The sequence below is a fragment of the Daejeonella rubra genome (assembly GCF_900103545.1).
Taxonomy (GTDB): Bacteria; Bacteroidota; Bacteroidia; order Sphingobacteriales; family Sphingobacteriaceae; genus Daejeonella; species Daejeonella rubra.
The window spans coordinates 110546-135138 of the sequence record NZ_FNHH01000010.1 but is presented as its reverse complement, the minus strand read 5'-3'; the positions used below and the strand labels follow the sequence as shown (position 1 = coordinate 135138).

Below are 24593 nucleotides of genomic sequence, written 5' to 3'. Positions count from 1 at the left end.
ATATAATCCAATTCTGATGAAAAACATATTATACCTATTGACTGCAGCAGCAATTTTTTCTGCTCCAACTGTAAGTGCTCAGATAGCTGCGCCTGTTTCATCAAACCCTAATGTTGTGCTCGAACCATGGACCTACACAGAAAATTTTGAGGATCGGGAACTTGGAGCATGGGCATCCTATCCCCACTGGCAGGATATTGCTTATAATCAGGAGTTTAGGCCTAATGAAATGATGCCGGGTGACCCGAATATTTCGGTTGTTCAAAAAGTTACTGCCTATACCAATGTAGATGCCTATGCAGGAGCACAAAAACTTCTGGATATGTATCTGATGCCTGGTGCTAAACTCAGTTTCAGATATTACCTCAAGTCCAATACACCTTCAGAATTCTATAAAGTACGTTTCGCAGCAGGTGAGTATGGTAAATTAGAGTACACTATCAATAATCCGGAAAGAAATAAATGGGTTACTGCCAGCCTTAGTTTTAATGATCTGGTGGCAGAGAATCCTAAAATTGCCGGAAAGCAGAAGGTAAAGATCTATGCCTTAGCTTTTATAAGCAAATTTCCTGATGCAGATCCGGCAATGCCGATCTACTTCGGTATTGACGATATCTCTTTTTCTGCATCCCGTGAAACGGCATTCCGTTTCAATACTCCGGAAATGTATAAGCTTCCTGAATATGCTCAGTATATACCAAAGAAGCACTATTATGCAGGTGACAATTTTGTGCTGAGTGGACAGTGGCCTCTGGATGCTAAAAGAGTAAGCATGGAGATTCTTTCATTTACAGATCAGGCGAAATCTTTCTACAAGGCTGATCTTATAAAAAATGGTTCTGACTGGAGCATTAAACCATTAAAGCTGGCATTTCCTGAAGGACTGTACATAGGCAGGCTAAATGCATTGAATGCTTCAGGAAATATTGCTTCCACAGAATTTACCATTCACATTGCGCCTAAGAATATGGCAGGAAAACATCCCCGCCTGATGTTTGACGCTGATGAAAAGAAATTACTCGATGCAAAAATCAAACAACCTGAATTTGCGAAGGTATTTGATGATATTAAGAAGAATGCAAAAATTCAACGGGATAAGATCCCGGTTAATGGGTTGATCTTTGATCTGGACCAGTTTCCAAAAGAGAACTGGCTTCCCACATGGTCTGCATGGGGTGATAAAATCTATAACACAGGAGAGGCACTTCGTTTAAATGCAAGAGCTTATGCTTTTCATGGAGATCGTGAAGCAGGCACATATGTAAAAGATGTATTGGTTAAGTTGGCTGGATGGCCAAACTGGACTCACCCATGGCAAACAAACCGTGGTCGTTACAGTGAGCACCGAACCGGTAGCTGGGCACATCGTGTTGCAGAGGCGTACGACCTTACGTATGATCTGATGAGTGCTGAAGAAAGTAAATTGATCCGCAAAGCGATCATGGCTAATATCGTTGATGGCGCTCATCGTACCTATGTGTATAATGATGATATTACCGCTGCTACTTCAAACTGGCTTGCAATGATAATGGGAGGTTCATTAATGAATATGGCCGCGGTATACGCTGATGGACCTGATACAGAAAATCTGGAACCTTACTTTACAGGTGGAATTATCAAATATTACAAATTTATTAATCGCGTTGTCGACCAAAAAGATGGTGCATGGGGTGAGGGCTATGGATATAATAATTATTCATTTTCTAATATGGCTTACAGTCTGCCATCTCTTGATAACGTGTTTAAAGTAGATTTGACTGCCCCACTGGTAGGAAGTTATAATGAATTTATCTGGGGTGGATTGATCAAAGATAAAATGTGGTTTGAATACGGAGATTCGAATGGCTCAATGGTGCCTGCAACTTTCTGGAGCTTCCTGCTTGAAAAGAGGAGAGAGCCGCGACTGAGCTGGTTCTATAATTTCATGAAAACAGCTGAAACATATGAAGATGTAATTTTCAATTTGAAAGGTATTCCTCAGGATTCTCCATTTGATGAAAACCCGGTTAAAGTATTCCGTGAAGTTGGTACTACTGTATTCAAGAGTGGATGGGAGAAAGATGATTTTTCTTTTGTAATGCGCTCCGGTGCATTTTACAATCACCAGCACCTGGATCAGGGAAGTTTCTGGCTTGCCGATAAAGGCGTTATTTTTATTGAGGAACGTCATTTGAAGAATTCTACCTATTACGATGATCCGATCTATCAATCAAATTTAATTCAGCCTGTTGGTCATTCAACCGTTCTGATAAATGATAATGAACAAAGTCAGCGTACAGGTGATCACCTTTATCATGCGCCTGGTTTTAATGATCATGCCTACATCGCTAATTTTCTGGATGGTAAGGATGCCGCTTTCTCTTCAGGAAATATTGGAAAGTTATATTTCGATAAAGTGAAGGACTTAAGCAGAAATGTGCTTTTCATAAAACCAAGAACACTATTGATGCTTGATACCGCTGTTCCATCAGAAAAAGATGCGAAAGTTACGCTTCTGTATCAGACAGCAGAGCTGGAACATATAAAAGCCGGAAAAGATGTTTCAAATATTACCAAAAAGGGAGTAACTCTTAATGTGATGCATCTGGCACCGAAAGCTGTAGAAACCCATGCTGTTGAAACTCCTCATTATTTGTATACGCTTCAGCGTGAACGTCATTTGAAAAAAGAAGGAATGCTGACTATCTCTGCAAATACAAAGAACAGACAGCCGCTGGTAATGGCTAACCTATTGACTACTGAGGGTAGTGATGGGGTATCTGAAGTAATTACAGAAGAAGGAGATGGATTTGTTAGCGGAGTTACCTCCGGCAAAAAGTTTGCATTCAGCACCAAACCAGGTAAGATTTATCAGGTAGATGGAATGGAAACCGATGCTGCGGCAATCACCTGGTCAAATGAAAGAACCTTTATTGCACTTGCTACCTCTTTTAAAAGTAAAAATGGATCACAAGCAATGAGCTCAACTATTCCGCTAAGTTTTGAAATTTCTGCTGAGGGAATAATGTATGCAGCCGGATCTGCTGCTAAATTGAGCATTTCATCTGCCAGAAAACCCGGATCAGTCTTGCTAAATGGCAAGTCTGTTCGTAATTTTACATATGATAGTGCAAAAAAACAGATTTCAATAGACGTTCAGGCAGGAGAGGGAGTGATTAAGGTAAACTGATTTTGTTATCTGTTAACAGTTATCAGACAACAGACATCATCCCTCAGACATCAGACATCAGACAACAGACATCAGACAACAGACAACAGACAACAAATAACAGACAACAGATAGCAGACAACAGATAACAGAATAAATATGGAAGAATTCTCATTAAATAATAAAGTAATAGTCGTTACAGGAGGCACCGGCATCCTGGGTAATTCATTTATCAATGGAATTGTCAAATCTGGTGGTGCTGTAGGTATTTTGGGAAGAAATAAAGATGTTGCAAACGAACGTGCAGATGCAATAAATAAGAATGGTGGTCGTGCTATTGCTCTTATTGCTGATGCTATGGATGAAGCTCAGCTAATCGATGCAAAGAACAAAGTTCTGGATACCTTTGGAAGGATCGATGGTTTAGTGAATGGTGCAGGAGGTAATCAGCCGGAGGGAGTTTTAATGCCTGATCAGGACATTTTTAAAATGAATCTGGATGGTATGAAGAAAGTAATGGATCTGAATACCTGGGGAACATTGATCCCATCTCAGATATTTGGAGAAGCTATTGTTCAGACAGCAGAAAGAGGAAGTATCGTCAATATTTCATCCATGAATTCAAAACGTGCAATTACTCGTGTTTTGGGATATAATATGGGTAAGGCAGCAGTAGATTGTTATAATCAATGGTTTGCGGTAGAACTTGCTAACAGGTATGGCGATCGTATAAGGATGAATGCACTTGCACCGGGCTTTTTTCTTACAGAACAGAATAGAAATCTGCTGACTAAACCTGATGGGACATTTACGGAACGTGGTGAAAAGGTAATTAGGAATACCCCGTTCAAGAGATTCGGTCATCCGGATGAATTGCAGGGTGCCCTGGTATGGTTATTAAGTGATGCCTCTAAGTTCGTAACCGGATCAATGATCTGTGTAGATGGTGGATTTTCAATCTTTGGAGGAGTTTAATGAGCACAAATAGTAATATCACTGGTCCATACGGAATGCAGCAAACCATGCGCTGGTATGGCCCGAATGACCCTGTAAGCCTATCTGATATTTTTCAGGCTGGTTGTTCAGGTATAGTTACAGCCTTACATCATATACCAAACGGAGAAGTATGGCCGATTGAGGAAATAGAAAAGAGAAGATCAGAGGTTGCTGATGCAGGAATGATCTGGAGTGTGGTAGAAAGCGTTCCGGTTCATGAAAATATCAAAACTCAAAAAGGGGATTTTCAAAAGTATATTGAAAACTACAAGCAAAGTATAAGGAATTTAGCATCCTGTGGTATAAAGATCATTACGTATAATTTTATGCCTGTTCTGGACTGGACCCGTACTGACCTTGCTTATAAAGTTGAAGACGGATCAAAGGCACTTCGATTTGAAAAGGCTGCCTTTATGGCCTTCGATCTGTTTATATTGAAGCGTCCGGAGGCTGAGAAAGATTATTCTTCTGAAGAAATTGCCCGTGCAAATAAGCGATTCAGCGAAATGTCTGATGAGGAAAAACAATTGCTAACCCGTAATGTAATTGCAGGTTTGCCCGGAAGTGAAGAAAGTTTTACAATTGTTCAATTTCAACAAGCATTGGATACTTATCAGGGTGTTGATGCAGGTCAGCTAAGAAAAAACCTGATTTTCTTCCTGAAAGAGATCATACCTGTGGCAGATGAATGCGGCGTTAAGATGGTGATCCATCCTGATGATCCGCCTTATGCTATTCTGGGGCTTCCCAGAGTAGTTAGTACAGCAGCCGATTTTGCTGCACTTACCGATGCTGTCCCTTCACTTTCAAATGGTCTTTGCTTTTGCACCGGATCGTTTGGTGTTCGTCCTGACAATGATCTTCCTGCCATGGTAGAGCAATTTGCCGATCGGATCAATTTTGTTCATCTTAGAAGTACCCGCAGGAATGAATTGGGTGATTTTTACGAAGACAATCATCTGGATGGCGATGTGGATATGTATAGTGTGGTGAAACAATTGGTGAAGATCTCCCAATCCAGAAATATTTCTATTCCAATGCGCCCTGATCACGGGCATCAGATGCTTGATGATCTCAAAAAGAAAACCAATCCAGGTTATTCTGCTATTGGTCGTCTTAGAGGATTGGCGGAGTTAAGGGGATTGGAATATGGTATAATAAAAAGCCTGAATCAAGATTAAAATTCTGTACTTATAGCTTATATAACTGTATTTAATATAGTTATATAAGCTGCTCTCCGGTATTCCTGGTAATTACCGGAGTTTTTTTTGAGAAATCCTGATAAAAGGACAATTAGATCGTTTTTGATCAAAAAGATTCTGCGAATGATTGATTAATTATATATTAGGCATTAAGGGAACTACTTTAACTCATGGGAATTGCCTTATTTTTTGAAGAATGAATCATAATAATTCAGATTTTAATTATTGGGATGTTAATGTAAAAGAATTTGAATTATTATTCAAAACTCATTATGTAAAGCTTACTTTTTACGCGAATAAGTTTTTAAATGATATAGACGTCTCTAAAGAAATTGCCTCCGAATCATTAACCTTCCTTTGGGAGAAGAGAGGAACATTTTCTTTCACAACTTCAGTAACAGCATATTTATATAAAATGGTTCAGAATAAATGCATGAACTATATAAAGCATCAGCGAATTGAGAATGAATATGTAAGTTATATGCTCAGGAACAAGCTTCTTGATGAGATCCCTGAGCATGATACCAACCCTTACCATGAAAAAGAACTTGCCGAGCAGATCAGAAAGGCAATAGATACTCTTCCTGAAAAGTGCAAACTTGTATTTGAGATGAGCCGGTTTGAATATCTGAAAAATAAAGAAATTGCCGAAAGACTAAATATCTCTCAGAATACAGTTGAAAGACACATTACAATAGCTATAGAAAAGCTTAGAAGAAGTCTTGGGTATGCTATCAGTATTCTTATTTTAATGTTTCTGTAATTTTCCAGTGTCAGTACTTTCTTATTACTGCATAGTTTGCATGGTGCATATCTTCCTAAAGAAATAATAATAAAATCTTAACAATAATTTAATATGTATTGGGGGTATAGCTGTAAATAGTTGTCTTTAAACCAAGAAGCATGAAAGAAATCGACAAAGTTTTAATTACTAAGTATGTAACAAGGCAGGCTAACGATGAAGAAGTTGCCCTGGCTAAATATTTAATCAGTACAAGTGAAATTCATGAAGAATTTTATATACAGGTATATGAATCATGGCAGCAGTCTTTACATTATAAGATAGGCTATATTGATTCAGAGAAGGCATATACAGAATTTATCCGCAAATCGAATGTTAGAGATTCAGGTACAGGCATCCTTAAGCGGATGAACTGGAGAAAACTCTCAATTGCTGCTGCCTTTGTCATCCTGTCTGCTGTTTCACTTTATTTTATTAATGAAACACAGTTTAAAAGCAAACAAATAACAGAAATATCCTTAACTGAAATTAAAGTTCCCAAAGGATTGGTAAGAAAGCTTGTTTTACCCGATGGGACAAAAGTTTCGGTAAACGCCGGAAGTACCCTGAAATATAATATTGACTTTGGTAAAAAGTCAAGAACTGTTCATTTGAATGGTGAAGCCTATTTTGATATAGCAAAGGGGGATGTTCCATTTATTGTCCATACTGATAATTATACAATCAGGGATATCGGTACGATATTTAATGTTAAAGCCTATTCAGATGATCTGTCTTTTGAAACCATGGTTGTTGAAGGAGAGGTTCAGATTGAAGGAAAATTAACTATTGATTCAAATAAACCACAGAAAATTTCAGTCAAAAAACAGCAGGTTTTCAAGTTGAATTATGCTTCAGGAGAAGCAGTTCAGAATCTTTCCGATAATGAATTCTCCGATATCGTTGAGGTCAAGGTTCAGAAACTGACTCCTTCCCAAGTGGAAGAATATGCTGGCTGGGCAGAAGATTTACTGGTATTTGAAGGAAAGTCTTTCCAGGAAATAATAAAGATTATGGAAAGAAGGTATGATGTAGATATAGTTTTGAAAGATAATAATCTTAGAAATTATGAATATACCGGAAGTTTTAAAAACATTGACAGTGTTGAAAAAGCATTGAAAATAATGAAAGAAACTACAGATTTAGAATATGATAAAATTGGGAGAGTAATAACCATCCGCAGGAGTGATAACCTTAATAATAAAAGCCTATGAAATAAGGAGAAATCAGATTAAAAATAACCGGAAGTGCGCTAACACTTCCGGATCATTAGCAGTAGCTAATACACTATACTTTGGGAAGCCAGTATTAACTAAAACAATCAAAACTATGAAAATTCTTTATCAAAACACAGAATTCGTCCGTCAAGTACGGCGAAAAACCATCCGGGCTATGAAATTAATAGCATTTTTTACTTTGGCAGCAATCTTCCAGCTTCGTGCCGAAGTTCATTCTCAATCCTTCAATTTTAATGAGACCAATACTACTGTTAAACAAATGTTTAAACAGATCGAGAAAAATAGTAAATATTCTATTTTCTATCGCCTGGATCAGGTAAATCTGGATCAGAAAATTAATGTCATTACCAGTGACGGAACCATCGAGAACGTAATGAGCCAGGTATTGCAAAAGCAGCCATTAACATTTGAGGTAGTAGATAATGTTGTTGTAGTTAAAGTGGTAGCTTTAGCTTTACGCGAAGCAGAACCTAAAGATGTTATCAAAGGACAGGTAACCGACTCTAAAGGTCAAACTTTACCAGGATTAAGCATTAAAGTAAAAGGAAGTACTATAGGTACCTCTACCGATGCAAATGGAAATTATTCATTTGATTTTCCGGATAATTCAGTTCTGGTATTCAGCTACATTGGTTTTATAAGTCAGGAAGTCGCAGTTAACGGACGCGTATCAATAAATGTTGTTATGGTTGAAGATCTTCAATCGTTGAGCGAGGTAGTTGTTACGGCTTTAGGAATTACAAGAGATAAAAAAGCTCTGGCCTATTCACTTACTGAAGTAAAGGGTGATTCATTCACCCAGGCGAGGGAAAATAACCTTGGAAATGCTTTGTCTGGTAAAATTGCAGGGGTAAATGCAAGTAGTACAGCAACCGGGCCAGGTGGATCCAGCCGTGTTATTATCAGGGGTAATGGATCTTTAAGTGGCGATAATCAACCTTTATATGTTGTGAACGGTGTACCTATAAATAATTCCAACAATGGCACACCAGGAACATTCGGAGGAAAAGATGGTGGAGATGGCCTGATTAGTATTAATCCAGATGATATTGAAACGCTTTCAGTTTTAAAAGGCGGACCAGCTGCAGCCTTATATGGTTCAAGAGCAGCAAATGGGGTTATTTTGATCACTACTAAATCAGGGTCAGCTCAAAAAGGCCTTGGTGTTGAGTTCAACTCGACTTACACATTGGAAAATGTGCTTTCTATACCAGATTGGCAATATGAATATGGTTCAGGTGATAGGGGACTTAAACCTACCTCGGCATCTTCAGCCCGGGTTATGGGAAGAACTTCATGGGGGGCGAAATTAGACGGAACACCAGTTATACAACTTGATGGAGTATTACGTCCATACAGTGCTCAAAAAGATAATAACAAAAATTTTTATAATACAGGTGCCACCTTTTCAAATACCATTGCATTAAATGGCGGAACTGAAAATGCTAATTTTCGTTTTTCTGTTTCAGATATGAAAAATGATGGGATAATTCCTAATTCAGGAATTAACCGGAATACTTTCAATTTAAGTGCAAATGCGAATTTGTCAAAAAAGATTGTTTTCGAAGGCAGTGCTCAATACAATATTGAATTAAATAAGAACCGAACTGCTATTGCTGATTTCACAAGTAATCCAAATGCATCTGTGGGTGTTATGGCTACAAGTCTGGATGTTCGCACATTAGACCCGGGCTATGATGCGAATCAGTTCGAAGTACCATGGGCCGATGATCCATTTGTTACCAACCCATATTTTGCTGTAAATAAGGTAAAGAATGAAGATGAGCGCCGCAGATTTATAGGTTCATTCAGTACCCGCTATAATATTTCTGATTTTCTATATGCCAGAGCGAGGGTGGGAATTGATTACTTCAATACGAATGGCTGGAGTATAGTACCTACAGGGCAGCAATACAATAATTTTGGAACTTACAGTACTAGTAGAATTAATGGCTATGAAACCAACTTAGAAGGGTTAATTGGTTTTGATAAAACTTTCGGTAAGTTTTCGGTAAATGCTATAGCCGGAGGTAATCAAATGTATACTCAAAATAGGTCAGGAGGCCTAAGCAGTGGTAACCTAAATGTACCTTTCAATTATTTTATAAGTAATGGTGCAAGTCAGAGTTTTACAGACAGTTTCGGAGAATCAGCTATTAATTCACTTTTTGGTTCAGTAGATGTTGGTTTTAATAGTTACCTGTATTTGAATATGTCAGCACGTCAGGACTGGTTTTCAACTCTGTCTCCATCAAGTAATAGTGTGCTTTATCCATCTGTTGGACTAAGTTTTGTTTTCTCGGATGCGATGAGTTCTAAACCTTCATGGTTGGATTATGGTAAGATCCGTACATCCTGGGCTGAAGTAGGTGGTGGTATGCCGGGTCCATACGGACTTGATCTCTTATATTCGGCAGGAGCAATTTCCCATTTGGGTCAACCATTAATGACAATTACGGGAACCACAATACCTAATCCATTAAAGCCTTTTACTTCAACAACTGCTGAAGCTGGAATTGAAATTAGGGCCTTAAACAATCGTATTGGAGCAGATCTGACTATATATGAAAAAACAACCACAAATGACATTGTAAGTGCCACTATTCCAACTACCTCTGGATACAGTGCTGTAAGTTTAAATGTTGGGGAAATGCGTAATCGTGGTGTAGAATTATTATTAACCGGAGCACCGGTAAGATCAACAAGCGGTCTGAACTGGGACCTGAGTTTTAATATGGCATATAATGAGAATACTGTTGTCAAGATTGCTGAAGGTCTGACAAGCCTTACAGGTGGTCAGCCAAGAACTCAGAATGCACGTGTTAATCACTACGAAGGCCAACCCTACGGTATGATTGCCGGTTTTAAAATTAAGGAGGATGCCAGCGGGAACAAGGTTTACAATAACGCAAGCGGCTTGCCTATTCAAAGCACTATTATGCCATTGGGCAGGGGAGTTCCTCCATTGACTTTAGGTCTGACAAATAGTTTCAGATATAAAGCCTTCTCTATGGGCTTCCTTTTAGACGGAAAATTCGGAGCCAAGATCTACACATCTACTAATGCTTACGGAACCAGGTTTGGATTAGATAAACGTACCGTTGAAAGTGGGGTCAGAGAATCAGGTGTTACTGTAAAAGGTGTTGACCAAAATGGTGCCCCATTTACGAAATTGCTTTCTGCACAGGATTATTTCCAGGGAATTGCCTATTCAATCACAGATGAGTTTGTTTATGATGCTGATTTTATCAAGTTGCGTCAGTTGACATTTGGATATACACTGCCACAAAAATTGATAGCTAAAACTCCTTTCCAATCAGCAAACTTGTCATTGGTAGCACGAAACCTTTGGATGATCTATAATCAGACACCAAACGTTGATCCTGAATCCAGTTACAGCATAAGCGGAAGTTCTTACGGACTGGAAAATTTCGGAGTGCCCCCAACAAGAAGTTTTGGTCTAAACCTTTTGGTGAAATTCTAATCAACAGATCAGCAATTATTAATCAAATTGAAATTATCATGATAAACTACATAAAAAGAAAATTCAACTCCAGGTTGTTAGCAATTGGAACCCTTGCGGTTTTGATTTTGCCTGCCTGCGATAAGGGATTTGAAGAAATGAATAAGAATCCCAATGCTTTCACAGAACCTGTAATTGGCAGTTTATTTTCTGCTACAATAGTCAGGCATGCAGGTGTTGGTGACGGCAATACACTTTATCCTAATTCAAAACAAGCAGGATCTTTTGTCCAGTATTTCTCATCTCTAAATGCTTTCCAATGGACAGGAGTAAAATATCTGTATCAGGGTAAAGCAGATTACAATAATGGACTTTGGAATACTGCATTTAATACTGAACTGAAAGAAACCCAACAGATCATTAATCTGACTAAAGGTAAGGCCGATATGATCAATCAGTATAATATCGCCAGAATCTGGAGAGTACAGATATTGCACAGGGTTACTGATATGTACGGCGATATGCCATACTCCGAGGCAGCCTCTGGACTTAATGGTATTTATAAGCCTAAGTATGACAAACAGGCTGATATTTATGCAGATATGCTTAAGGAGCTTGAAGAATCAGCTAAGGCTTTGGATGCAACTAAACCTTCTTATGGAGCAGCTGATTTTGTTTATGGTGGTACTCCTGCAAAATGGAAAACATTCGCTTATTCATTGATGCTCAGACTGGGAATGCGTATGACCAAAGTTGATCCTGCAAAAGCAGAATTATGGGTCAAAAAAGCAATTGCCGGTGGTGTAATGCAGAGTAATTCAGACATAGCTAAACTTACCCATACTTCAGCTTCAGGTACTAACTGGAACTGGGATTCCCGTCAGCTGCAAACCGCAGAGGGTGTACCACCGTCTGCACAGGGCCGTGGGTTTTCCAAGCTAAATAAGACTCTTATAGATTATCTGCAAGCCACTAATGATCCAAGATTACCTTTTTACGCTACTTTGTGGAGGGGGAATATCAGTATTTCAGAACTTGCTGTGAATTCAGAACCTGCAAAGCAAAAGGGACTTCCTGGAAATTATGATTATACAACAATTGCAACTTTAATTCCAAATTGGAATGCAGATATGCAAAGAGATTTCTCAGAGGTAAATATTAATACCATTGCACATCTGGAAGCCCCAACAACCTTTCAAAGTTATGCCGAAGTGGAATATCTTCTTGCAGAAGCTGCTTTACGTGGCTGGGGATCTGGAACAGCAAAGGAGCATTACGAGAAGGGATTTATTGCCCATTTAATGGCAACATCACTTTACCCTAATGCAGGCTTGGTTATTCCTAATCCATCTTCTGCAGCTGCAAATTATCTTGCTGCAAATCCTTATAATGCTACAGCTACTTTTGGAGAACAGATGCGCCAGATCCATACTCAGTTTTGGGTAACAATGTTTGGGCAGATGAATAATATTGAATCATTTGCTAACTGGCGTAGGACCGGATATCCAGCCCTAATACCTACAAATTACCCAGGTAATGAAACAGGTGGTATTATTCAAAGACGCTTACGTTATCCTGATGCCGAAGCTGCATTGAATACAGTAAATTATAATGCTGCAATTACAGCCCAGGGCCCCGACCTGTTCTTAACACGAATCTGGTGGGATAAACCATAATTAATAGATTATAATTCTGCTGATGAAGGCCTTTGTTGTGAACCCAGCAAAGGCCTTCCTTATTAAAGGACTATAACATTAAATTAGTCCTCTAGCTAAAGGAGTTTCATATTTATAAGAAAACGGCAATAATCAGATGATAGCTCATTAATATTACAATAATTTATTACTTTAAATTTTATAATTTACAATCATATATTCTAAATTTTATTTAGCTATTATTTTGCCTTTTTGATGGCCGATAAGAGGTCGTTTAGTATTGCATTATAAATTGAATAAAGAATTATTGGGGTGTTAAAATTTATCAGTAAAATAGCTTATGAAAAATTACTTTATCAATAAACTCAGGTATTCATTAAAAACAATAGCATGTTTCGTAGCAATAATTTCTATTGCTTTAAATGAAGGATACTCTCAAAGTAATCCAGATGCAAGTAAATCTAAAAAACCCAATATAATTTTCATTTCTATTGATGATCTGAATGACTGGATCAATCCATTGGAATTAGGAGGTTTACCCGGACTAAAAACTCCCAATTTTGACAGATTAAAAAAACTGTCCATGTCATTTACCAATGCGCATATTCCATCTCCTGCATGTGCACCTTCGCGCGTTGCTATTATGACCGGAGTAAGTCCGGCAAGATCAGGAGTAACGGGGTGGAAGCATCCGAATTGGCGTGCAGTTCCTGCATTAAACGGCCTGCTGACTATGGAGCAGTTTTTTAAAGAGAAAGGATACAAAACGTTGGCTGGCGGAAAGATCTATCATACCTTATCTCCTCCCAGAGCTGTGCTGAATCAATCAGAGGCAAAAGGCTGGGATTATTATTATCCAAGTCTGAGAGTGCCTATTCCTTTTCAGGTAAGAGCTCCGGAATCAATTATTTCTCCTAAGAATTTCAAAGGCGTACAACCCGAATATTTTACCTGGGGCCCAATTAATTTGGGAGACGAATATATGGCTGATTTTCACATTGCAGAATGGGCGAAACATGAACTTTCACAAAAACATGATAAACCCTTATTCTTAGCAGTTGGATTAACCAAGCCGCATGATCCATGGGAGGTGCCTCAAAAATATTTCGATATGTATCCCCTTCAGTCTGTTCCTGATCTCGAGGTCAAAGCCGATGATCTGGAAGATGCTTTTATTCATGGTAGAAGACCTTTGCATAGGTTTATTACCGATAATGATCAGGTTAAGAAAGTTATTCAGGCCTATATGGCAACCATCTCATTTACAGATGCTATGCTCGGCAAATTACTGGATGATCTGGAAAGAACAGGATATTTAAATAATTCAATTTTGGTTGTATGGTCTGACCATGGTATGCACATGGGTGAAAAAGAAAACTGGGAAAAGTTCACTCTTTGGGAACGTTCTACACGTGCACCATTATTTATAATGGCTCCTGGTGTTTCTAAACCGGGATCTTCCACTAATGTGCCTGTTTCAATGATGGATATGTTTCCTACTTTAGCAGAATTGGCGGGTGAAAAAATTCCTGAGTATTGTGATGGGGAAAGCCTTGTCCCGATGCTGAAAAATAAGAGCTTTGTTCATAAACCTGCATTTACAGCCTATTTTATGAATGAAGAAGGTGGGGCAAATTCAGGTGATGGATATACCATCCGCACAAACAGATACCGGTACATTTATTATCCATTCATTAATCTTGAAGAGTTATACGACCATGATGCCGATAAAAATGAATGGGATAACATCGCCTACAGGCCAGCCAGTAAAAATATTATTAAAGAACATAGAAAATTGCTGTTAGATCAGGTGCCTGAATTAAAATGGAAAAATGAAGATCCGAAGGGATACACTATTACCAAGGATGGAAATGTCAGGAAGAAGGATTATGTGAAAATAGCCGACTTGAAAAATATGAAATGGGGACTTTAATCAATTAAATTATCCTTTACATTTGAAAATATCATACTACCGATACGAATGAAGTTCCAAAATACAATTTGCTTTTTGATCGCATTAATATCTTTCGCTGTGATCAGTTCATGCAGTCAGGATAAAAAATCAACAACTGAGAAGCTTGCAGCTTCTGTGGCTGATCAAATAACCATTGAAAATATTTCCTTCAACGGGGATACTTCCAAAGCAGAAATGGTGATGATACCAGGCGGAGTTTACATGATGGGTGCGGATAACCAACAAGCTTCAGAGGATGAATATCCGAAGCATAAGGTAATGATCGATACATTTTGGATTGATCAGCATGAAGTAACAAACGATCAGTTTGCGGAGTTTGTTGCGAGTACAGGATACCTGACAACCGCAGAAAGAAAACCGGATTGGGAAGAATTGAAAAAACAATTACCTCCTGATACTCCCAAACCTGATGAATCTTTATTAGTAGCCGCATCTTTAGTGTTTACTCCGCCAACTCAAAAGGTTGACCTGAATGATTACTCTCAATGGTGGAGCTGGGTTCCGGGTGCAAGCTGGAAAACTCCTGAAGGCCCAGGTAGTGACATTAATGGAAAAGGAAACTATCCTGTTGTACATGTTAGTTGGGATGATGCAATGGCTTATTGTAAATGGGCAGGAAAGCGACTTCCAACAGAAGCCGAATGGGAATACGCTTCAAGAGGAGGATTGATAAATAATGTATATCCATGGGGAAATGAACATGTCAATATTGGAAAACCCAAAGCCAATACCTGGGAGGGAAATTTTCCTAATGTGAATATTGCTCTTGATAAATTTACAGGCATAGCACCTGTAAAATCTTTTGCTCCAAATGGATATGATTTGTATGATATGGCTGGAAATGTATGGGAATGGTGTTCAGACTGGTACAGGAATGATTATTATAAAAGTGTAAATAACCCTGCTGGAATAAAGAATCCAAAAGGACCTGCCGATAGTTTTGATCCTGATGAACCTTATACTCCGAAAAGAGTGTCAAGAGGAGGATCTTTTATGTGTAATGAATCCTATTGTTCAGGTTACAGAGCAGCCAGACGTATGAAAAGCTCACCTGATTCGGGTATGAGTAACCTGGGTTTTAGATGTGTGAAATAATTTTTAAATTAATATCAATGAAAAAGTCTTCTGTCTTTTCAAATCTCCTCCCTGTATTTGTTATAATGATATTTATTTCCTCGGTCTATTCATGTTCAGAAACCAGTAAGGCGGATTCTGTTAAAGGGAAATCTCTGAAAGTAAATAACAAAAAGTCGAATAAACCAAGCTGTTGTGCCAGCGGCATACCTGCCAGATTTCCTGCAAAAAGTACCGTTGAAAGGTGAAATGATTAAAAAAGAATCGCATTCATGCTGTAATACAATTTATTTGTCAATTTGTTTATTAATTTCTTAACTTCAAATACTTAAAAGTAAAACATGTCTCTTTATGCGTCTTATTCCGATACTGAGTTACTGGATTTGATTCGGTTGGGGGATAAAATTGCTTTCTCAGAGATTTACGGCAGGTACTGGAAAAAAGTATTTACCGTTGCTTCAAATAAAATTGGCCAGCTGGAAGAAGCAGAGGAAATTGTTCAGGATATATTCATCTCACTTTGGAATAGGAGAGAATCTGTAATAATTACCACAAGCCTTAATGCTTACCTTGCGGTCTCTGTCAAATACAGAGTGATCAAAATTCTGGCAAAACGAAGTCAATATCTTAAATATGCTGATCATAGTTTAAATGTAATTCCTATTACTAGTAATTCAACTGAAGACTGGCTGGAATTTGAAGAGCTGAAGTCCAGATTAGAGGTACTTGTTTCACATCTTCCCGAAAAGTGCCGCCTGGTATATACCATGAGCCGCGAAAACGGTATGTCCCAAAAACAGATTGCTGAAGAATTTGGCATCTCTGAAAAGACCGTTGAAGCTCATATCGGAAAAGCTCTTAAATTTCTTAGAATAGGCCTTGGCCAGATATTCCTCTAATTAATTTTCAATATTAAAAAATATTTTTATCCGGACTAAGGGATTGGGCAGGTATAAGGGACTTGTATGTAAACACCCGATACATGAAACCTTTTAGTTCTGAAGAACGATATCAGGAATTGGCCGAAAAATGGCTAAACAACACCATTACTCAAGATGAGAGGGAAGAATTTGCCCAATGGTATAATTCCGGACAGGATAAGGATATCAATTTGTCAGAAAATTATGTAAGTAATGAAAAGGAACTGGAAGCACGTATTTATTCCGAAATAGATAGTGCTACATCTGCTGTAGATAATCCTTCTTTCTTTAGAACTTACAGATGGTACTCTGTTGCTTCTGCTGCAGCAATAATTGCAGTTATCTTTTCTATCACTTTGTATTTTTATACTGATACTAAACAAATTGAACTGTTTGTTTCGAAAAAGATTGTCAGCAAACCATCTGTTGAAGTTACGAAAAAAGCAAATTCTGTTATTCCTTTTGTGAAATCTGAGTTACTGTCAGAAAATGATATTGAGCCGGGAGATGATAAAGCAATTCTAACTTTGGGTGACGGCACAAAGATCATACTTGATGATGCTCAAAATGGTGTACTCGCAAATCAGGGAGGAAACAGTATTCTTAAAACTTCAAAAGGTGAATTAATATATTCTTTTTCAAAAGATAATGGGAATCAAGCTTCTGTGGGAAATACTGAAAATGTGATTTTTAATACTATCCAAACTCCAAAAGGCGGCAAATTCCTGGTCATGCTCCCAGATGGAAGTAAGGTTTGGTTAAACGCTGCATCTTCTCTTCGATTCCCTACAAAGTTTGAAGGCACTAAAAGAGAAGTTGAGTTGCAGGGTGAAGCTTACTTCGAAGTAGCTCATGATGAATCTAAGATTTTTGAGGTGAATACCCGTAATCAGACTGTACAGGTTTTGGGGACGCACTTTAATATAAATGCATATGAAGATGAACCCTCTGTTAATACAACATTATTAGAAGGAAGTGTTAGAATTTCAGATATGCGTTCAAATATCTCACAAATGCTAAAACCTGGAGAACAGGCCAAGGTAAGTCAAAAAATAGAAGTTGTGAATGTGAAGGATACAGGAGAGGCAGTAGCATGGAAGGATGGTTATTTTCATTTTAATGATGAAGATATCCAAACAGTCATGCGACAGATTGAGAGATGGTACGATGTCACTGTAATTTATGAAGGAAAGGTTCCCAGCAATCGTTTTGGTGGCGAAATAGAAAGAAGCTTAAGCCTTTTACAAGTACTTAAAATATTAGAAAAATCAAAGGTTCATTTCCGGTTAGAAGGAAGGGAGGTTATCGTTATGCCCTAATGTCTACAAAAAAACAAACCAGAAGCGTTGCAGCGCCTCTGGTTAAAGTTTTGCCAAATAAAATTGATTCACAAACCATATTCATCAACAAAACAATCAAATGTATGAATTCTCGTATTAAAAATGGGTATTTTCTAAAATGTACTCATGAAGCAGACTGTAATAGCGCAGACCTGCTGAGCAATAAAAAGCAACTTCGAAGTGGGAATAACTCTGCCACCCAATCGATATACAACCAAATAGGACGGATTATGAAATTAACGTTCATTTTTATCATGTTGGCTTTGATGAATGTTTATTCCAAGGGATATTCACAAAAAGTTACGCTCAATGGTAGACGTGTACCAATTGAAAATTACTTCTCGAAAATCAAGGAACAAACAGGCTATGTGTTTTTCTATGATCTGGAATTGCTTAAGTCCGCGAAACCGGTTACACTTAATGTTGTCGATGCCGACCTATCTGATGCACTGATATTGCTTTTTAAGAATCAGCCACTGGATTATAGTATAGAAAACAAAACCATTGTGATCGGTGAAAGGGGGGCTTCCGAAAAACCTGTAAAAGCATCAGAACTTATATTTCAAAACATTCGTGGAAAGGTTATAGACTCAAAAGGTGAAACTTTAATTGGAGTTAGTGTCAGAGTTAAGGGTTCAGAAGCCGGAGTTTCTACCGATTTGCAGGGTGATTTTGTCATTGATGCACCATTAAATGCGGTGTTGGTTTTTACATACATCGGATATGTAACACAAGAAATTCCGGTTAGTGGTAAAGAACGAATTAATGTTACTATGGTTGAAGATCGTCAGGCATTGAGTGAAGTTGTTGTAACAGCATTCGGAGTAACTAAAGCAAAGAGAGGATTAGGATATGCAGTTCAGGAAGTTCGTGGTGAGGAATTTACTGAGGCTCGAATGAATAATGTTGCCAGTGCATTAACAGGTAAGATTGCAGGGGTTGATGCTACTCAGGTAAACTCTGGTCCTGGAAGTTCAAGCCGTGTAATTATTAGAGGTAATACTTCACTAAATGGGAATCAGCAGCCTTTATATATAGTAGATGGAATGCCGATTAATAATACAAATCGAGGAGCTGCAACTAATGCACAGGGCTTGAATGTTGACCGTGGTGATGGTATTTCAAGTATGAACCCTGATGATATAGCTTCTATCTCTGTTTTAAAGGGTGGTGCTGCTGCGGCACTATACGGTAGTCAGGCAGCGAATGGAGTGATTCTTATAACAACAAAAAAGGGCTTTTCACAAAAAGGAGTTGGTATTGAAGTAAGCTCTGATGCCAATTTTGGAGCACCTTCTGTTTTTCCAAATTTTCAATATGAATATGGTTCCGGAAATGATGGTGTAAAACCAGCTACTGTTGCTGCTGCATTGAGCGCTGGCCGTATTTCATTTGGTGCAAAAATGGACGGTTCAAGTGTTATACAGTTTGATGGCGTAATGCGCCCTTATTCTCCCGTTTATGTTAAGCAGAATATTTTAAACTATTATCAAACAAGTCAGAATATTTCCAATACGGTAGCTTTCAATGCTGGTAATCAAAGCATGCAAATGAGATTATCAGTAAGTGATCTTCGATCAAAAGATAATCAGCCTAATTCTAAATTCTACAGAAAAACCGTCAATCTGAATGTACAGGGTAAGATGGGTAAAAACGATTTTATAAAAATTGAGTCAGGTGTTCAGTATAATATCGTTCAGGGGGTAAACAGACCCAATGTAGGTTATGCCGAAAGCGCAGCCTGGCCTGTTTATCTGGCTGCCAGTACTGTAGATATCCGGAATTTCAGAGGTCAGGATCCGAACCGACCAGGAATTAATGTGGCAACCGGTAATGAGCTGTTATGGAATCCGGTTCTTCAGGCAACCAATCCCTATTTTACTGCTTACCAAATGGGAAACGAAGATGATCAGCAGCGTTTAATCGGTAGAGCGAGTGTTCAGGTTAATATACTTCCAAAACTTTTTATAAAAGGAACAGTTGCCAGAGATTTCAGTTATTATACTGAATCAAATTATGTACCTAAAGGGCATGGGTTCAGACCTCTTGGTTATTACAATTCAGCAAATGATCAGACTAATAAAACCAATTTTCAGGCTATCGTTAACTATAATACAAAGTTTCTTTCTGAAAAAATCGGTTTTAATCTGATGGCAGGTGGAAACAGAGATAAAAACTATAGTGAAAGAAATACAGCTAATGGTACAGAATGGGTTGTGCCAAATTTTTATAGTGTTTCAAACCTTGTGAATAGAGAACTGGTAAACATTGGACAAGGAACTGAAGGAATAAACTCTCTTTTTGGAGAAGCTAATATTGACTATAAAAATGTCCTTTATTTAACAATTACTGGAAGACAGGATTGGTTTTCTGTGTTAAATCCTGGGTTTAACTCTATTTTTTATCCGTCTATAGGAGGAGGATTAATTCTTTCTGATGTGGTTAAACTCCCTAAGTTTTTTAATTATGCCAAATTTCGCTCCTCATGGGCACAGGTAGGTAGTGCTACAGTAGGTGCAGGAAGTATTAATCGTACATATGCGCTTAACTCAGTTAATGCAGATGGTCTTCCGGTTTTGAGTACCCCAAATGAATTGCAAAATCCGAATATTCGGCCTGTTACAGTAACAACACTTGAAGGTGGATTCGAAGTTCAAATGCTTGATAGCCGCATAGGTTTGGATGTGAATTATTATTCAAGAAGAACGACTAACGATATACTATCACCACCAATATCCCAGACAACCGGATATTCTGCTGGAAGACAGAATATGGGACTTATTACCAATAAAGGTTGGGAGATAAGCTTGAATGGTTCTCCAATCAGGAAAGATAATTTTAGTTGGGATATCAATTATAACTTCGGGTATAACCAAAGTAAAATTGTTGAGCTAGCTGAAGGAATCTCTGTATTATCATTGGGAACCGGAATTGGAGGCACAAACATGATTAATGCAGTTGGCCTGCCATATTCAACATTAAGATCATTTGTAATGAAGAGAGATGCAAATGGAGTGTTGGTTTATAACAAAGCAACAGGATATGAAGAAAGAGTTGAGCAGGATATGGGTGTTGGAAATCCTCCATATCTGATGGGTATAGGTAATAATTTCAGATACAAAGCTTTTTCATTGACAATTGATATTGATTCAAAATTTGGTGCTGTTGGTTACAGTAACTTAATTCAATATGCAACCAGATTTGGCAGTACTCCATTGACTCTGCCAGGAAGAGAGTCGGGTTTAACTGTTAGTGGAGTTGATGCGACTGGTACACCATACACAAAAGTATGGTCTGTTGTAGATCTGGATACATACTATAACAATTTTGGAAGTGCATATCCTGGGCAGTTTGTTTATAAAACCGATTTTGTTAAGCTACGCAGAGCTGTCTTTAAATATAATTTACCTCCCAGTATCCTGAAATATATAAATGTTCAGGGCGCCTCCTTAGGGATTACAGGATTGAATCTGGCAACGCTTTATCAGGATAAGCGCATTAAAGAGGCAGGTGTCGATCCGGAAATGCAGTCAACTGTAGGCAATGCACAAGGAACTCAGGGAGTTGCCGGACCTAGAACCAGAAATATAGGCTTTAACCTAAACGTAAGATTCTAAACAATAAATCTAATAAGATGAAAATATTATATATAAGAATGATATGCGTGTCGATAGCCGTTATCATTTTGTTCGCATTCCAGTCTTGTAATGATAAGGAATTAACGGATATGAATAAAAATCCCAACGTAATTGAATATGCTATACCTGAATATACATTTACAGCAGCCGTACATAATAGTATTCCGGGACAGAGCTACAGAGCACTAGGTGGAGGATTGCAATATTTTGCTGTGTACAGGGAAGTAAACGGATCGGGTGACAAGTTCTATGACTTTGGGGGTACAGCAGGTAGTTTTGATGTGTATAATAACCAGTGGAACAGGCTTTTGCAACTTAATGAACAAATACCTGGTCCGGAAAATGTAAACAAAAGAGCTGCGATTGAAATCTTGAGGATACTTGCGATTCATCAGGTCACAGATGTGATTGGAGACATGCCTTATACTGAAGCAATGAAAGGTTTAACTAATCTGAAACCTAAATATGATACCCAGAAAAGTATCTATACTGCGATGTTAAACGAACTTGATATTGCTTTAAAATCAATGGATTTGTCCAAGCCAAATGTATTTGGGACTGCAGATCCATATTTCAAAGGGGATATCAGCAAGTGGAAAAAATTTGGCTACACTCTGATGATGCGTTTAGGAATGCGTTTATCAGATGTTGAGCCTGCTACAGCTAAATTATGGGTTGAAAAAGCAGCAGCAGCAGGGGTAATGACTGCAAATACTGATATAGCCTATCGCAAATTTGCAAATATTACAGGTCAGACTAATCCAAGAGTTGATGCTTTGATTGCGGGTGATTTCGTTACACCTGGTGGTGACAATGTATTTGGGGGTAAATGGTCAGCAAAGTTTATCGATCATTTGAAGAGTACACAGGATCCGCGTTTGCCAATAGTATCAGTAGTTTGGGTGCCGTCCGGAAATACTTATGTAGCGGATAATACCGTTGCAAAACAACGGGGAATGGTAAACGGAAGCCTGAATACAAAACCTACAGATTTTGATACATATTCTGAACCTTCATTGCTTTACCTTGACCGTGGTTCACCGATTATCACAATGGGTCCGGCAGAAGCATATTTTCTTTTGGCGGAAGGTGCTTTAAGAGGCTGGAATGTGGGAACAACAGCAAAAGCAGCTTATGACAATGGAGTTCGTGCTGCAATGGCTCAATGGGCCTTATGGCCGACAGTTGCCCCTCACTCCGGAGTTATTTCTGCTTCCTCAGTAGATACATACTTAGCAAATAATCCGTATTTAACAGGTGGGCCATTTGAAACGCAACTTGAGCAGATTTCAACCCAGAAATGGGTATCTATGTTAGGTGATGATTTTGAAATTTTTTCAAATTGGCGTCGTACAAAATATCCTGTATTCAATTACAAAAACTGGAAGTTACCTAGTGGAACTCTTTCTTATTATCCCGGAAATGTAACTGGAGGAAAGATGTGGAGGAGGTTCTCTATACCTAATGCGGAGAAAACTTTGAATCCTGTTAATTATTTGGAAGCTATTAAAAGACAAAATTTTTCAGAAGATCAGATAGACTTATTACAAGGAAGAATGTGGTGGGATGTTGGTCCGGGGACAGGTCAGGTTAATTGATAAAACTAAAATAAATATTCATAATATGAAACGTAGAGATCTTATAAAATACCTGTCATTAGCACCCATAACAGGAGCTGTCGTAGGCTCAGGGGTGCCATTTCGTGCAGATGCTGCAACTATTGTAAAACCTAAACGCGATCTGATTAATGAATTGGGAATAAGAAGATTCATTAATGCTTCCGGACCTTATACTGCAATATCTGCATCTCTGATGCACGATGAAGTAATGGAAGCAATTAATAGTTCTTCTAAGGGCTTTGTCATGTATGGGGAAGTCCAGGATAAAGTTGGAGAAAAAATTGCAGCTATATGCCATTCAGAAGCTGCGATGGTGACGGCTGGTTGCTCATCTGCATTATTATTAGGTACAGCAGCTGCTCTTACCGGAATGGACCGGAATAAAGTAGCACAATTGCCGGATGTCGAAAATTTTGATAAAAACGAAGTAATCGTTCAGAAAAGTCATAATTATGGTTATATCCATGTCCTTAATAATACCGGAATTAAGAAGGTATTAGTTGAAACTTCAGAGGATCTTGAAAAGGCAATTAGCAGTAAAACTGCACTGATGTATTTCCTGAATGATCATACACCTGATGGTAAAATCAAGCACCAGGAATGGTTGGCCGTTGCAAAAAAGAATAATATTCCTACAATCATTGATATAGCTGCAGATGTCCCTCCAGTAGAAAATCTTTGGAAATTTAATGATATGGGCTTTGATATGGTTTGCGTATCAGGGGGGAAAGCAATCAGGGGACCTCAGAGTACTGGTATTCTTATGGGAAGAAAGCATCTTGTTGCCGCTGCCCGTCTGAGTGCACCACCAGATAATAAAAATATTGGTCGTGGAATGAAGGTGAATAAGGAAGAGATTTTTGGATTATATGCAGCTTTGGAAAGATATGTAAAACAGGATCATGAAAAAGAGTGGAAGATGTGGGAGAGCCAGGTTGCTGTAATCGATAATGCTGTTAAAAAAATAAAGGGAGTATCAACAGAAATTGTCATTCCTCCAATTCACAACCGCACGCCAAATCTTAGTATTTTTTGGGATTCTGCTTCAATCAATTTGACAACCAAACAAATGACTGAGAATTTGCGGGATGGTAATCCATCTATAGAAGTAGGAATTCGCAGTGCTTCAGTTCCAAGTCAGAGTGGGGCTCTTAATATTACTGTATGGATGCTGCAACCCGGAGAAGAGAAAATTGTAGCCAGGCGAATTAGGGAAGAGCTACTTAAGGCTTCTGTTAGCTGATTTTATTAAAGCCTCGAATTCATAGAAAACTAAAAAAGTATATCCTGCATTAAATAACAATAAAATGTTTTATCCATTTTTCTCTAAATGGGTATGGATGTTCCCTGTGTGATTTCACGCAGTGCATGGGAACCTGACAAAGCTATTAAGAGGGAAGAATTTGGTCAACTTTCTGAAGGAGCTGTAGAGGATGTGGCTATTTTATTTTATTGAGGGGAAATTTGGTTTTAAAGATGTTGCAAATAACAAGCAGGAAGGTAAACATAAATTCGAATGCGAAATGACCATACGGGGAGGAATG

Annotated in this window: 14 protein-coding genes; all 14 read left to right on the top strand. The window is 38.3% G+C overall.

What is annotated here, in order from left to right:
• The first annotated feature begins 16 nt into the window (after nt 1-16).
• The 14 genes from BLR27_RS09310 (at nt 17) to BLR27_RS09245 (ending at nt 24292) form a co-directional block, all read left to right on the top strand.
• Nucleotides 17-3169 (top strand): heparinase II/III family protein, encoded by a 3153-nt coding sequence (locus tag BLR27_RS09310; protein WP_090704133.1) that lies wholly within the window; start codon nt 17-19, stop codon nt 3167-3169.
• Between the two features lie 138 nt (nt 3170-3307).
• Nucleotides 3308-4123: an SDR family oxidoreductase gene (locus BLR27_RS09305; protein ID WP_090704131.1), complete on the top strand. Its 816-nt coding sequence runs from the start codon at nt 3308-3310 to the stop codon at nt 4121-4123.
• On the top strand, nt 4123-5325 hold the full coding sequence (gene uxuA, locus BLR27_RS09300; RefSeq protein WP_245704487.1) for a mannonate dehydratase: 1203 nt from the start codon (nt 4123-4125) through the stop codon (nt 5323-5325). Before BLR27_RS09305 ends, uxuA begins: the two co-directional genes overlap by 1 nt.
• A gap of 217 nt (nt 5326-5542) precedes the next feature.
• Entirely contained in the window at nt 5543-6109 is a 567-nt protein-coding gene (locus BLR27_RS09295) for an RNA polymerase sigma-70 factor (protein WP_090704129.1), read from the top strand.
• Nucleotides 6110-6249: 140 nt separating this feature from the next.
• A complete protein-coding gene (locus tag BLR27_RS09290) occupies nt 6250-7341 on the top strand; it encodes a FecR family protein (RefSeq protein WP_090704127.1) in 1092 nt (363 codons plus the stop codon).
• A 178-nt stretch (nt 7342-7519) separates the two neighbouring features.
• Nucleotides 7520-10849 (top strand): SusC/RagA family TonB-linked outer membrane protein, encoded by a 3330-nt coding sequence (locus BLR27_RS09285; protein WP_221406319.1) that lies wholly within the window; start codon nt 7520-7522, stop codon nt 10847-10849.
• A 38-nt stretch (nt 10850-10887) separates the two neighbouring features.
• Entirely contained in the window at nt 10888-12504 is a 1617-nt protein-coding gene (locus tag BLR27_RS09280; protein WP_090704125.1) for a SusD/RagB family nutrient-binding outer membrane lipoprotein, read from the top strand.
• A 319-nt stretch (nt 12505-12823) separates the two neighbouring features.
• The gene (locus BLR27_RS09275) at nt 12824-14416 is read left to right on the top strand and encodes a sulfatase (RefSeq protein WP_090704124.1); all 1593 of its coding nucleotides are present in this window, start codon (nt 12824-12826) and stop codon (nt 14414-14416) included.
• A 75-nt stretch (nt 14417-14491) separates the two neighbouring features.
• Nucleotides 14492-15553: a formylglycine-generating enzyme family protein gene (locus tag BLR27_RS09270; protein WP_407641182.1), complete on the top strand. Its 1062-nt coding sequence runs from the start codon at nt 14492-14494 to the stop codon at nt 15551-15553.
• Between the two features lie 320 nt (nt 15554-15873).
• The gene (locus BLR27_RS09265) at nt 15874-16431 is read left to right on the top strand and encodes an RNA polymerase sigma-70 factor (protein ID WP_090704120.1); all 558 of its coding nucleotides are present in this window, start codon (nt 15874-15876) and stop codon (nt 16429-16431) included.
• 83 nt (nt 16432-16514) lie between these two features.
• A complete protein-coding gene (locus tag BLR27_RS09260) occupies nt 16515-17771 on the top strand; it encodes a FecR family protein (protein ID WP_090704119.1) in 1257 nt (418 codons plus the stop codon).
• A 251-nt stretch (nt 17772-18022) separates the two neighbouring features.
• Complete coding sequence (locus BLR27_RS09255) at nt 18023-21409, top strand: SusC/RagA family TonB-linked outer membrane protein (protein ID WP_176767657.1); 3387 nt, start codon at nt 18023-18025, stop codon at nt 21407-21409.
• A 17-nt stretch (nt 21410-21426) separates the two neighbouring features.
• A complete protein-coding gene (locus tag BLR27_RS09250) occupies nt 21427-23028 on the top strand; it encodes a SusD/RagB family nutrient-binding outer membrane lipoprotein (RefSeq protein ID WP_090704115.1) in 1602 nt (533 codons plus the stop codon).
• Nucleotides 23029-23053: 25 nt separating this feature from the next.
• Nucleotides 23054-24292, top strand: coding sequence for an aminotransferase class V-fold PLP-dependent enzyme (locus BLR27_RS09245; RefSeq protein WP_090704179.1), 1239 nt, complete (start codon nt 23054-23056; stop codon nt 24290-24292).
• Nucleotides 24293-24593 lie beyond the last annotated feature (301 nt).